Annotated in this window: 12 protein-coding genes; 4 read left to right on the forward strand and 8 right to left on the reverse strand. The window is 60.6% G+C overall.

The window, feature by feature from the left end; genetic code table 11:
• Positions 1-22: 22 nt before the first annotated feature.
• Both CHR90_RS08740 and CHR90_RS08745 read left to right on the forward strand, forming a co-directional pair.
• Positions 23-3,541 (forward strand): hybrid sensor histidine kinase/response regulator, encoded by a 3,519-nt coding sequence (locus CHR90_RS08740; protein ID WP_094408599.1) that lies wholly within the window; start codon positions 23-25, stop codon positions 3,539-3,541.
• Entirely contained in the window at positions 3,538-4,191 is a 654-nt protein-coding gene (locus tag CHR90_RS08745; protein ID WP_094408600.1) for a response regulator transcription factor, read from the forward strand. The genes CHR90_RS08740 and CHR90_RS08745 overlap by 4 nt, the downstream gene beginning before the upstream one ends.
• A gap of 9 nt (positions 4,192-4,200) precedes the next feature.
• On the opposite strand, the gene CHR90_RS08750 is transcribed toward CHR90_RS08745, so the two are convergent.
• The 5 genes from CHR90_RS08750 to CHR90_RS08770 form a co-directional block, all read right to left on the reverse strand.
• On the reverse strand, positions 4,201-4,788 hold the full coding sequence (locus tag CHR90_RS08750; protein WP_094408601.1) for a PqiC family protein: 588 nt from the start codon (positions 4,786-4,788) through the stop codon (positions 4,201-4,203).
• Positions 4,788-5,810, reverse strand: coding sequence for an MlaD family protein (locus tag CHR90_RS08755; RefSeq protein ID WP_094408602.1), 1,023 nt, complete (start codon positions 5,808-5,810; stop codon positions 4,788-4,790). Before CHR90_RS08755 ends, CHR90_RS08750 begins: the two co-directional genes overlap by 1 nt.
• A gap of 26 nt (positions 5,811-5,836) precedes the next feature.
• Positions 5,837-7,519 (reverse strand): methyl-accepting chemotaxis protein, encoded by a 1,683-nt coding sequence (locus CHR90_RS19825; RefSeq protein WP_094408603.1) that lies wholly within the window; start codon positions 7,517-7,519, stop codon positions 5,837-5,839.
• An 85-nt stretch (positions 7,520-7,604) separates the two neighbouring features.
• Positions 7,605-8,357 carry an ABC transporter ATP-binding protein gene (locus tag CHR90_RS08765; protein WP_212668652.1) on the reverse strand — a complete coding sequence of 251 codons (753 nt, stop codon included), beginning with the start codon at positions 8,355-8,357 and terminating at the stop codon, positions 7,605-7,607.
• Positions 8,358-8,359: 2 nt separating this feature from the next.
• Positions 8,360-9,514: an MlaE family ABC transporter permease gene (locus CHR90_RS08770; protein ID WP_094408604.1), complete on the reverse strand. Its 1,155-nt coding sequence runs from the start codon at positions 9,512-9,514 to the stop codon at positions 8,360-8,362.
• A gap of 260 nt (positions 9,515-9,774) precedes the next feature.
• On the opposite strand from CHR90_RS08770, the gene CHR90_RS08775 reads away from it, so the two are divergent.
• Both CHR90_RS08775 and ahpD read left to right on the forward strand, forming a co-directional pair.
• Positions 9,775-10,305: a peroxiredoxin gene (locus CHR90_RS08775; RefSeq protein ID WP_094408682.1), complete on the forward strand. Its 531-nt coding sequence runs from the start codon at positions 9,775-9,777 to the stop codon at positions 10,303-10,305.
• A 147-nt stretch (positions 10,306-10,452) separates the two neighbouring features.
• The gene (gene ahpD, locus CHR90_RS08780) at positions 10,453-10,986 is read left to right on the forward strand and encodes an alkylhydroperoxidase, AhpD family (RefSeq protein ID WP_094408605.1); all 534 of its coding nucleotides are present in this window, start codon (positions 10,453-10,455) and stop codon (positions 10,984-10,986) included.
• A 58-nt stretch (positions 10,987-11,044) separates the two neighbouring features.
• On the opposite strand, the gene CHR90_RS19200 is transcribed toward ahpD, so the two are convergent.
• From CHR90_RS19200 to CHR90_RS08785, 3 genes are all read right to left on the reverse strand, one after another.
• The gene (locus tag CHR90_RS19200; protein WP_141210911.1) at positions 11,045-11,725 is read right to left on the reverse strand and encodes a hypothetical protein; all 681 of its coding nucleotides are present in this window, start codon (positions 11,723-11,725) and stop codon (positions 11,045-11,047) included.
• A gap of 78 nt (positions 11,726-11,803) precedes the next feature.
• Entirely contained in the window at positions 11,804-12,004 is a 201-nt protein-coding gene (locus CHR90_RS19205; RefSeq protein ID WP_141210912.1) for a hypothetical protein, read from the reverse strand.
• Positions 12,001-12,519 (reverse strand): ATPase, encoded by a 519-nt coding sequence (locus tag CHR90_RS08785; protein WP_094408606.1) that lies wholly within the window; start codon positions 12,517-12,519, stop codon positions 12,001-12,003. Before CHR90_RS08785 ends, CHR90_RS19205 begins: the two co-directional genes overlap by 4 nt.
• Between the last annotated feature and the right edge of the window lies 1 nt (position 12,520).

Below are 12,520 nucleotides of genomic sequence, written 5' to 3' on the forward strand. Positions count from 1 at the left end.
TACAGAAAGGGTTTGGCGGCGGGTGCAAGGCTGGGTGGTCATCGCGGTTTCGGCGGCTTACATCGCGGCCTTGTTCGGCGTTGCCTGGTACGGCGACCGGCGGGCGGAAGCCGGGCGCCCCCTGTTTCCCGGGCTGTGGCGCAGCGGCATTTTCTTCGCCCTGACGCTAACGGTCTATACGACAACCTGGAGTTTTTATGGTTCCGTCGGGCGGGCGTCGACGGGCGGTTTCGATTTTCTGCCGATCTATGTCGGTCCAACCCTGGCGCTGCTGTTCGGGCAGCGGATGCTGCGCAAAGCGTTGACGGTGGTGAAGGCACAGAACATCACCTCCATCGCCGATTTTCTGGCGGGCCGCTACGGCAAAAGCCAGGGGTTGGCGGCACTGGTCACGCTGACGGCGTTAATCAGCGTTCTGCCCTATATCGCCCTGCAACTCAAAGCGCTGGCCAGCAGTTTCGACGGTTTGACCGGGCAGGGTGCCTTGCCGTCCGATCCGATTTGGTCCGATACCGCCTTTGCCGTCACCTTGGCGACGGCGGCTTTCGCCATTCTCTTCGGCGTGCGCCATATCCACGCGCGGGAGCATCATCGCGGGCTGATGCTCGCCATCGTTTTTGAAAGCCTCGTGAAGCTGGCGGCCTTTATCGCGGTGGGCGTGTTTATCATGCTCGGGCTGCCGGAAGGGCCGGTGGAACTGTTCCAGATCGCCGCCCGCCAGCCGGAACTGATGCGCCTGCTCGATCTCGATTTGCTGGCGCCGACCTGGATCAGCAATACGCTGATCGCTTTTTTTGCCTTTTTCTGCCTACCGCATAAATTCCACGTGTTGATGGTGGAAAATGAGGACCGTCGGCATCTGCGCCCGGCGGCGCTGATTTTTCCAGCCTATTTATTGATCCTCTCGATCTTCATCGTGCCCATCGCGCTTTCGGGTCTCATGCTGGTGGGGCAGGGGACGCTGAACCCCGATAGTTTCGTGTTATCGCTGCCCCTGCGCCTGGGCGCGCCGGAAGTGGCGCTGATCGCCTTTATCGGCGGCCTGTCGGCGGGGACCGGCATGCTGATCATGACCGTGGTCGCCCTGGCGACAATGGTCTGTAACGATGTGGTGATGCCGCTGCTGCTGCGCCGCCGGGGGTTTCGCCAGGAACGCGATCTGGCGGGCGTGCTGCTGTTCATCCGCCGCGCCGCGATTATTGGGATTCTGCTGCTGGCCTATCTCACCTATCGGCTGATCGGCGAGAATTATGCGCTGACCACCATCGGCTTGCTGGCCTTCGTGGCGGTCGCGCAGTTCGGCCCAGCCTTTCTGGGGGCGCTCTATTGGCGGCGGGCCACGCGCTTGGGGGCGATTGCCGGGATCGGCGCGGGGATGCTGGTCTGGGTTTATACGATGCTGCTGCCCGCAACCGTCATTCTGCGCCGCATGGAAATCGAGTTTTTGCAGAAGGGGCCGTTTGGGCTGGAGTGGCTGTCGGCCCATGCGCTGTTTGGCATGGGCGGGCTGGATGCGATTTCCCACGCAACGCTGTGGAGCCTGCTGGCGAATATCCTGTTCTACGTCGGCGGCTCGCTGCTCTCCCGCCCCTCGGCGGTAGAGCGGGCGCAGGCCGCGGCCTATGTCGATGCCGACCCGCAGCCGGCGACCCTAGGGCCGCGCGGCTGGTCGGCGCTGACGCGGCTGGAGGAGCTGCGCAGTATCGCCGCGCGCTATTTGGGGGAGGAGGCGGGGGGCGGGGCCTTCGACCGGTTCGTTGCCGGGCGAACCGCCCAGGCCGGGCCGGTGTACCGCGACGGGGTGGCCGACCTCGACGCGGTGCGCTTTACCGAACATCTCTTGGCGGGGGCCATCGGCTCGGCTTCCGCCCGCGTGGTGCTGGCCGCCTCGCTGAAGCGGCGCAGCCTGTCGCGCGGGGCGGCGCGGCAGATGCTCGATCAAGCGTCGGAAGTCATCCGCACCCAAGCCGATCTGTTGCGCGGTACCATCGATAGCGTCAGCCAGGGCATCTGCGTCCTTGATACCGATCTGACGATTTTGATGTGGAACCGCCGCTTTCTCGATCTCTTGGATTTTCCCCCCGGCCTCGTCCGGGTTGGCGTGCCGCTGGCCGAATTGGTGCGCTATAACGCCGCCCGCAGCGATTACGCGGCGGGGGATGTCGATGCCCTGCTGGTCAACCGTTTTGATGCGATCACCGACTGGCCCTATCGCCACGAACGCACCCGCCCCGATGGCACCGTCATCGAAATGCTGACCAACGTCATGCCGGGCGGCGGCTATGTGACGACCTATACCGATGTGACCGAGCGGCATCTGGCGGCGGCGCGGCTTCAGGAAATCAATGAAAATCTGGAAGCGCGGGTGCGCGACCGGACGGAGGCGCTAGAGGCGGCAAAAGCGGAAGCGGAACGGGCCAATTCCTCTAAAACCCGCTTTCTCGCCGCCGCCAGCCACGATCTGATGCAGCCGCTGAATGCCGCGCGGCTTTTTTCGACGGCACTGTCGGATCGGCTGTCAGAAGGGAATATTGCCGCCGCGCGCGATATGGTGCGGCATATCGGGGCGTCGTTGCGCTCGGTCGAACAATTGCTGTCAGCGCTGCTCGACATTTCCGCGCTCGAAGCCGGGGCGATGCGGGCACAGAAGCGCGATTTCGCCCTGGGGCCGCTGCTGGAACGGCTTGCGATGGAAGTGGCGACCCAGGCGGCCCAGCGCCCGGCCCATCGACCCTTAAGGGTGCGCTTTGTGCCAACGTCGGTGCGGGTGCAGACCGACCCCGATCTGCTGCGCCGGATCGTCCAGAATTTTCTGACCAATGCCGTGCGCTACACGCCGCGCGGCACGGTCTTATTGGGCTGCCGCGTGCAGCGCGACACGGTGCGGATCGAGGTTTGGGATACCGGCCCCGGAATTCCCGAGGACCGGCAGCAGGAGATTTTCGAGGAATTTCGCCGCCTCAGCCCTGGCGGGGAGGATGGGCATACCGGCCTTGGTCTGGGGCTTGCGATTGTGGACCGGATCGCGCGCGGTCTCGGTCATCCCGTCGATGTTCGGTCGGTGCCCGGGAAGGGGGCCTGCTTTGCCGTAACGGTGCCGCGCGCGCTGACCCCGACCCCGCCGCAAGCCTCGCCCGTTCCCGTGGCGGCGCCGGTCTTCGCGGGTCTTGATATTCTCTGTCTCGATAATGATGCGGCAATCCTCGCAGGGATGCAGGCGCTGCTGGAGGGGTGGGGCTGCCGCGTGCGGCTGGCGGCGACGCCCAATGCGGCCCGGCAAGCTTTAGCCGAAGCCGTTCCCGCGCTTCTGATCGCCGATTATCATCTGGAAGCCGAGGTCGATGGCCTGGCGTTCTTGATCGAATCCGCCGCGCCCGATCATGCTCGGCTGCTGCTGACCGCCGACCGGTCCGAAGATTTACGCCGCCGCGCCCGCGCCGCCGGGGTGCCGCTTTTGTATAAGCCCTTGCGCCCGGCAGCGCTGCGCAGTTATCTCAGCAGTCTCACGCTCAGCCTGCCTGCGGAGGAAGACGCCGAGTGACGCCCCGCTTTCTGATTGCCGACGATCATCCGCTCGTGCGCGCCGCGCTGGGGGAGACGTTGCGCCGCCGCTGGCCAGAGGCGGAGATTCTGGAAGCGGCGGATTTCGACACGGTGACCGGGCGCCTTGCCCCTGCCGATCCAGGCGCGGCAGATACCGAGATTGACCTGGTGTTGCTCGATCTGACCATGCCGGGCAGTCAGGGGCTAATGGGGTTGATGCTGCTCCGCTCCCACGCGCCGACGGTGCCGGTGGCGGTGGTTTCGGCTCAAGAAGACCCGGAGACGGTGCGCCGCGCCCTTTCGTTCGGGGCGGCGGCCTTCATCCCGAAATCGGCGTCGGTCGAGGGTATTCAAGACACGATTGCCGCCATCCTGCGCGGCGAGTCCCTGCCTAGCGAGCCGCCCGCCCAGGAGGCTGCGGACGACCGAGATCTCTATCAGCGCCTCGCCACCCTGTCGCCGCAGCAGTTGCGCGTGCTGGCGATGATCGGCGAAGGCAAGCTGAACAAGCAGATTTGCTTCGAACTGGGCATCGCTGAACAGACGGTGAAAGCCCACGCCAGTCAGATATTCCGCAAACTCGGCGTTGTCAGCCGCACCCAGGCGGCGCTGGTCATGAACCGGCTGGCGCCCGGGGGCGGGGTTTAGCGTTTTGGCTTAGCGCTTCGGTGGCAGGCTTTGCAGGGCCGAGAGGGTGCCCTGGCTAACGGCGGCAACCGCCCGGTTTAGGGCGGTGACGGCGCCGGTGAGACCGGTGCCGCTAAAGCTCTCCCGCTGGCTGAAAACGGCGGCCTGCAGTTCTTTCCGGGCGTCGGTATCAAACAGGCTCCAGGTGCCTTCCAAGCTAACGTTCCGTCCAGCGGGGTCGATGTCAAGGCGGGTGACGGTCAGGAATAATTCGTAATCCGGCGCGGCGCCCGGTCGGTCGGCGGGGGTCAGCGGCACCGGGCGCCCGAGGGCGCGGGTCAGATTATCCGCGACCCCGCGCGCGAGCGTCAGCGGCAGCCGTTCGGCCCAGCGTTCGCCATCCACCGCTTTAACCTCATTCGGTCCCGTCCGCACGATCAACTCGGGCCGGTCGAGATACTCCGGCACCTGCGCCGGGGCGACGGCGAGGGAAACGCGGGTTAGGCTTGCCGCCGTTGGCACAACCGGGTCCAGCACATAGAGTTTCGGCGCCGGCTCCGGCGTAAGGCAGCCGGTTAGGGCAGGGGCGAGCAGCAGCAAGGGCAGCAGGCGGCGCATCAGCGTTTTCCGACGATCAGGGCATTGGGGTTACGCTCCAACTGTTCGGCAAAGCCGCGCAGGGAGCGGGTGACGTAATTAAGGTTGCGCAAAATCTGTTCAAGATCGGCGCGCTGGGCCGAGGCTGGGCCGATCAACCCATTGGCCGATTGGAGGGTTTGATCGAGCGATTTCAGCACACCGCTGGTCTGTGCGGTCAGGGCCAGAAGCTGCTTATCGGCATCCTGCGCCAGTTTGCGTGAATCGCCCATCAGGCCCGACACCTCGGTCTGGGTGGCCTTGGTGACCTGCTGGATGGTTTGCAGCGTGGTCCGCGCTTCGGTCAAGGTCGCCTGCAACGATTGGCTGATCGGGCCGATGGCGTCGCGGGCAGCGGTGGCGGTCTGTTCCAACGCTTCGGCACTGCGGGCGGTATTGGTGATGACGCTTTTGATTTCCGGCGAGGTCAGCAACTCGTTCAGGTTCGTCAGCAGCGCGAGCGCGGTGCCCGCCAAATCCTGCAAGGGCAGGGCGCCCACGGTTTCCAGCAGCGAATCGAAGCTGGACCGCATCGTCGGAATTTCCATCATCTGCCCTTCGATGAAGGGCGGCGGCGGCGGGGCGGCGGGGAAGAAATCGAGGTTGACCGACACAAGCCCGGTCACGAAGCTCTGCACTTGCAATTGTGCGCGCAGGCCTTTAGCGACGGCATCGTGCAGATTTTCGGCGATGGTCTGCGACACAGGACCGTCGAAGGAAATCTTGTCCCGGTCGATTTCCAGTTCCACCGGAATGCGCGCGGCATAGGTGCCGGGGGTGAGTTGCAGTTGAATACTGCGCACCTGACCAATGCGCACGCCCCGGAAGGTGACGGCGGCGCCGATGTTGAGGCCGCTGACCGACCCATCAAACCGCGCGATGGCGATTTCCTTGGTGTCCTTTTGGAACAGGCCAGAGCCAAAGGCCACCAGCCCGCCTAAGGCCAGCACCAGCGCCCCTAAGACGAAGCCACCGATAACGACTGGATTGGCGCGTTTACTCATTGTTTCAAGTTTTCCCGTTGGGGTGTCTAAGCTCGCCGCAAGCTGCTGAAGAAGCCATCGACCTGACCGCGCAAGGTTTCGGCCTGTTGGAACAACTCATGCGCCGCCCGCCGCACGTCGGCCGCATCCGTGCCCGTTGCGGCAGCGGATTGATTGATCCGATCAACCGTTTCCAGCACTTTCTGGGTTCCCTGAGCGGCGTTTTCGGAACTGCGAACAATCTGCTGCGTTGCCATGCTCTGTTCGTCAATCGCGCTGGCGATCGCGTTGGCGCTATCATTAACCGATGTGATCGTTCCAGCGATTTCTTGGATACCCGCTAAGGTTTCCTGAGTGGCCTCTTGGATCGCCGCAATTTGTTGGCTGATTTCTTCTGTAGATTTTGCCGTTTGACTGGCAAGGTTTTTGACCTCCGTCGCAACGACAGCAAAACCTTTACCGGCTTCCCCGGCGCGGGCCGCTTCGATGGTGGCGTTCAACGCTAAAAGATTGGTTTGGCTGGCAATATCGGTGATCAGTTTCACGACATCGCCGATTTGTTGCGTGCGGTCGGCGAGGCCCTGCATTGTGCCCTTAGTGCGGCTTGCCTGGGTCATGGCGTCGCTGGCGACCTTGGTTGAGTGTAAGACCTGTTGGCGGATTTCATCGACCAGCGTCAAAAGATCGCGCGCCGCCCCGGCAACCTTTTCGACATTCTGGGTGGCCTCGCCCGAGGCGCTCGCTACGGTGCCCGATTGCCGCGTGGTTTCATCGGCAGAGGTCGCAAGGCTTTGGGCCGTTTTTTCGAGCAGGGCCGACGCTTGGCTGATCCGGCCAAGGGCGGTCGTGGTTTGGGCGTCGAAAGCGACAACATTTTCTTCCAGCTTGGCCCGCTTGGTCAGTTGCCGCTCCGCCTCCTCCCGCGCTTGACGGTCGAAGAGGCGCGCCTGTTTGGCGGTTTCGGCATAGGCCATGAAGGCGTTGGCCAGAACCCCCACCTCGTCCCGGCGCTGGGCCGTCGCCGGATCGACGCTTCCGTCAACGACTGCGGGCTCGGTCCCAGCGGTCGTGCTGGCCATACCGCGCGCGATTTGAGTAAGCGGTTTGGCGATCAACCGATGCGCCATTAGAATAGCCAACCCCAAAGATACGGTAAGGCCAACGATGGCTAATCCAAATAGATCCCGTCGCGTATCGGTATAAAGCTCGTTCCCTCGAACGATATTATCGCCAAATTTTTTGAAGTTCGGTTCCTGGATCAGCGCAACTTGCGCCGGTAGGCTTTGTACAAGTTTGCGAATAGTATTAAGCCGCGCAGCGTCATGGGCCGTCATTAAAGCCTGGGTTTCGGTTTTAAACTGCGTGAATATTCCGTCGATGGCTTTCAGCGGGGCGGCGGATTGCGGGGTGACAACTGCGGCTTTCAGGGCGTCCAGGGATGCGCTCGCCTTCTCCAAATCTTTTCCGATTTGCGTGATCAGGGCGGGCCGTTCGGCGGCCGGGATGCCAGCGGCATTTTCCAAATGCTGCGCCGTTATCAACACATCGACCATCACCACGTCGGCGGTATGAACCTCGGTCGTTGCAATAAGAAGTTCATCAACGACGGTTGGAATAGCGCCAACGCGAATGACCCCGAGCGTCGCGACGGCAATCGTCGCAAAGCTAATCAAAATAAATGTAACGCAGAGCTTCCAAATCAGGGGAAGGTTCTCGATTAGCCGTATCATTGCAGCGCTCTCATTCCCGGGGGCTTGGGTTAAGCATTTCTAACACAGAGCCGGTATTTTTTCCGAGATGTTAATCTTTACCGCGTCACGCGGTTTCCGCCCCGCGTCTCAGAAAGGCCTGCACTTGCGGGCTTTGACAGTCCGTCAAAAGCTGACGCGGGGCGCCGTGGGCAATGGGGGTGCGCGTTTCGGCATCGAGGAAGATTGAATTGTCTGCGATGGCAAAAATGCTAGCAAGTTCGTGGGTGACGACAATGATCGTTGCCCCCAGCGAATCGCGCAGTTCCAAGATAAGATCATCGAGCCGTTTGGAACTCACGGGATCAAGCCCCGCCGAAGGTTCGTCGAAGAATAGAATATCGGGATCGAGCGCGATGGCCCGCGCCAGCCCAGCGCGTTTGCGCATCCCGCCCGAAATCTCCGACGGCATATAATCTTCAAACCCGCGCAGCCCGACCAGGGCGAGCTTGAGCGCCACCAATTCTTCGATTTCAGGCTCGCTGAGCTTCGTATAGGTGCGGATCGGCAGGGCGACATTTTCCGCCAGGGTCATCGAACTCCACAGCGCGCCGCTTTGGAACAGTACGCCAAAGCGGCGGGTTAGGCTATTCCGCTCTTGCCCGATGGCCGTGCAGAGATTCTCGCCATCGTAGCGGATCGCGCCGCGCACGGGGGTAAGCAGCCCGATCATATGGCGCAGCAGGGTCGATTTCCCGCAGCCGCTGCCCCCCATGATCACGAAGATTTCCCCGGTTTGGACGGTCAGGTTGATATTCTTCTGCACGACATAGGCGTCGAAAATCATATCGAGGCCGGTCACTTCGATGCGCGGTGCCATGCTTACAGCCCCAGAAGGTTCAGCAGCACGGCGAAAAGCCCGTCCGCGATGATGATGAACAGAATGCCGGTCACAACCGCTTTCGTCGTCGCATCCCCGACCGCCGCCGCGCTACGCCCGGCACGCAGGCCCTGCAGACAGCCCGCACTGGCGACGATGATGCCGAACACTAAGCTTTTCGCGAGGCCGACGAAGAAATCTCCCAGTTTAACGGCATTCATCGTTTGATTGACGTAGGCCGCGCCGGTGACGTCGAGAATCCCAACGGAGACGATATAGCCGCCGATGAGCCCCATGACATCGGCATAAAGGCACAGCAGCGGCGTCATCAGCACCAGCGCCAGCACGCGCGGCAGCACGAGGAAATCGATGGGCGACACGCCGAGGGTGGAGAGGGCGTCGACCTCCTCATTGCCCTGCATGGCGCCGATTTGCGCGGCAAAGGCCGCCCCCGTGCGCCCAGCCAGGACAATGCCGGTCATCACCGCCCCCATTTCCCGCGCCATTGCAATGGCGACGAGGTTGGCAACATAGAGTTCCGCCCCGAACTGCTTGAGCTGCATCGCGCCGACGAAGGCGAGGATCAGCCCGATCAGCAGCGAAATGATGGTGACGATGGGCAGCGCCTGCGCCCCGCATTCCTGCACGAACAGCAGAAAATCCCGATGCTGAAACTGCGCCTTGCCCCGGAACAGCCGCAGCATCGAGACCGTGATGGCACCGAGGAAGTTGAGCCAATCCTTCCCCTCCTTCACGGCACGCAGGGTGGTTTTGCCGATGGCGGTCAGCGGGGCGAACCCCAGGCCCTTTTTATCCGTGCCCTCGCGTTCCGGTACGGCGGTGGCGAGGGTATAGAGCCGCTGCGCCCCCTCTGGCAGGCCGGTGAGGGTCAGCGGAATATCGCCGAGCGCGCAAACTTCGTGCAGCTTTAGCAAAAAGGCGATCAGGCTGCTGTCGTAGCCATCGAGCTGGGCGTTGACCGTGATGCCCGCGATATAATCGCCATGCGCCAACTCCTGCGTAATTGGCCCCAGCGAGGCCACCCCCTGCGCCACCCGCCATTCCCCGGTTAGGGTGATGCGCAGGCAGCGATCCGATCCGCGTTCGACTGCAACGCGCGGGTCAGGCTCGCGGGAACGGGACCAGAGCAAGGCCAAAACAGAGTCTCCTTTTTACCGCACTCCGGTCTAGCGCCGGGGCGTGCGCAACCCTATCTTGTCGGGGCGGGAATGCCGAGAGGGAGGATAGCGGCCCGACCGATTTACCACAGGCGGCTTTCTTAGAAGCGTTATAAAATAGCCCTTGACGTCGCCCGGACGCCCTGCCATATCTAACCTCGTTCTTTGGAATTATTCCAAACCGGGGAGCGCCCCGGTTTTTTGCAAGTTTACCCTTACCCGAACAGGAGATGTTCACAATGTTGACCGTTGGCGATAGCTTCCCGAAATTCAACCTGACCGCCGTGACCGGCCCGAACCACCAGACCGATTTCGCGCAGGTTTCGAACGAAACCTATGCCGGTAAGTGGCTGGTCGTGTTCTTCTGGCCGAAGGATTTCACCTTCGTCTGCCCGACCGAAATCGTCGGCTACGGCAGCCTGGAAAAGGATTTCGCGGATCGCGATGCCGTGCTGATCGGCGCGTCGACCGATAGCGATTTCGTCCATGCCGCGTGGCGCACCCATCATGCCGACCTGAAGCCGCTGACCTTCCCGTGGCTGGCGGACATTAAGCGCGAACTGTCGACCGAACTCGGCATTCTCGCCAAGGACGCCGGCGTTGCCCTGCGCGCCACCTTCATTGTCGATCCCGAAGGCATCATCCGCCACGTGACCGTCAACGATCTGTCGGTTGGTCGTAACCCGCAGGAAGCGCTGCGCATCCTCGACGCGCTGCAGACCGACGAACTCTGCCCCTGCAACTGGAAGCAGGGTGAAGCCACCCTCTAATCCAGGTTAGGATGATCTCCCGCCAAGCTTGTCTTGGCGGGAGTTTGCCGGGGCCGTCCGGCGGCAGTCTGCCTGCCCCCCGACGACCCCGGCACTCTCGGAAATCACCTCGAAAATGCCCGCGCGCTGACGCGGCAGGAGATCGCTATGTCCATCGAAACCCTGAAATCCGCGCTGCCCGATTACGCCAAGGATCTGCGCCTCAACCTCTCCTCGGTCCTGTCGCAGCCGATGCTGTCGGCAAACCAGACCTGGGGCACCGCGCTTGCCACCGCAATCGCCGCGCGCAACCCCGCCGTGATCGCCGCGATCAATGCCGAACTCCAAGGTAAGATCGACGCCACCAACATCACCGCCGCCAAAACCGCCGCCGCGCTGATGGGTATGAACAATATCTACTACCGCTACGTCCACCTCTCCCCGACCGCCGACTTCAAGACGATGCGCGCGGGCTTGCGGATGAACGGTATGGTCGGCCACGGCGCCGATGGTCTCGATTTCGAACTCTGGTCGCTCGCCGTCTCCGCCGTCAACGGCTGCGGCATGTGCATCGAAAGCCACGAGCACGAAGTCTTTAAGAAAGGCGCGACCAAGGAACAGGTGCAAGCCGTCGTGAAAATCGCCGCCGTAATTACGGCTGTGTCGGCAGCCCTGGAAGGCGCGGCGGCGCTCGGCGAGTAAGCTTGGTGGGTTTGCCGGGGCAGCACTGCCCCGGCGCCCCGCTTAAGGGCGATTGCCCTTAAGAATCCCCTGCTTTTGAATGAACGCTATCCTGATTGGTCTGAGAATATTTTCCCTCAAAATATTGAAAACATATTTCAGTTCCAACATTCAGAAACTTCCGGTATAGATCGTTCGTTTTTTCTAAGAATTGATCGATATGTGAAATCCCCTTTGGCAGAGCAATTTTCTTAGAAATTACATTTGATAGGATGATATCAGGCGCTGATATGTATCGATAATCGCTATCATTATCCCACCGTATCAAAAATGTAGAATTTTCCAATTCTTTAATAGAGTCCTCTACATAACGTTTATCGTCTTTGTAATGGAAGATTAGATTATTTCTCATATGCGTCAGTGAGTCGAGAAATGAATTATTAATTTTTTTGAATTCTTCCAGTATAGTTTTATCGTTTTTTTCGAGTTGTGTTATAATGGAATTAATATTGCTTTCTGGTTTCTTCTGACAAAAGGAAATCATCTCCTTTATGACATATATTGCCTCATGTAGATGTCCTATTGTGATTTTTATGAGGTACATTTTATGTGATAAATCATTCCTGTTTTCATCTTCTTGTAAAAAATAATAATGAAGTTTTCGAATATCTTGCACTGCTAAGCAGAATCTTATCATAATATTTAATTCTTCTTTATTTTTAAAGTTTGAAAAATCTATCTTGATTTCCTGTAAGGTCATAATTTTTATCTTTTCTCATGGGTTTGATTTTTAGATGCAACCCTGAAATCTTACCTGGGCAACGACGAGGAGCACGCCTTACTCAGCAGCGCTTTTTGCAGCTTCTTCGGCGATCAAATCGGCGGCACTCAATTCAACCAGCTCACCGTGGCGACGGATGACGATCCCAGTATTGGTTTGAATGGCAATTTTGCGCGCCTCGGCAGCGGCGCGGCGCAGAGCAGCCAGAGCAACCAACGCTCCTTCAGGGAGAGGTTTTAAAGATGGAACGTCATTCATAACTCGCCTCCGCCATCTAAAGGGATCGGCACGTCACCATCGTTATCATATAGCGCCCAGCCATCGACGGCAAAACGGTAATGGTCGAAAAGATTTCGAAGGCCCGCGTCGAAGCGCCTACGGATCACATCTTCCGGGATCGAATGCCCGCCTTGATGAATGCGCAGGCGAACGCGCGCGACTGCTTGGTCGGCGGTCGGGAGGGAGAGAAAATACAAGCTCACCCGATACCCCGCCGCCCGCCACGCTGCGATCTGCTTGAGATACCCCAGCCCCGACAGGGTGGTTTCAATCGCAAAATCCTCCCGTGCCGCAAAAGCCCGGTCGATTTCTTCCAGCATGAGCCGCCCCGCCCGCAAGGCCACCTTTTCCGGGGCAAAGGGCGACAGGCCCGCCGCGATTAAATCGGCGTTAATGAAGCGCGGGCAGTCGGCTTCGTTCGGCAGAAACGCGCGGGCGAAAGTGGTTTTGCCCGCGCCGTTCGGCCCCGCGATCATCAGAACCCGGGGCCGCATC

Source organism: Elstera cyanobacteriorum, from assembly GCF_002251735.1.
GTDB classification, from domain to species: domain Bacteria; phylum Pseudomonadota; class Alphaproteobacteria; order Elsterales; family Elsteraceae; genus Elstera; species Elstera cyanobacteriorum.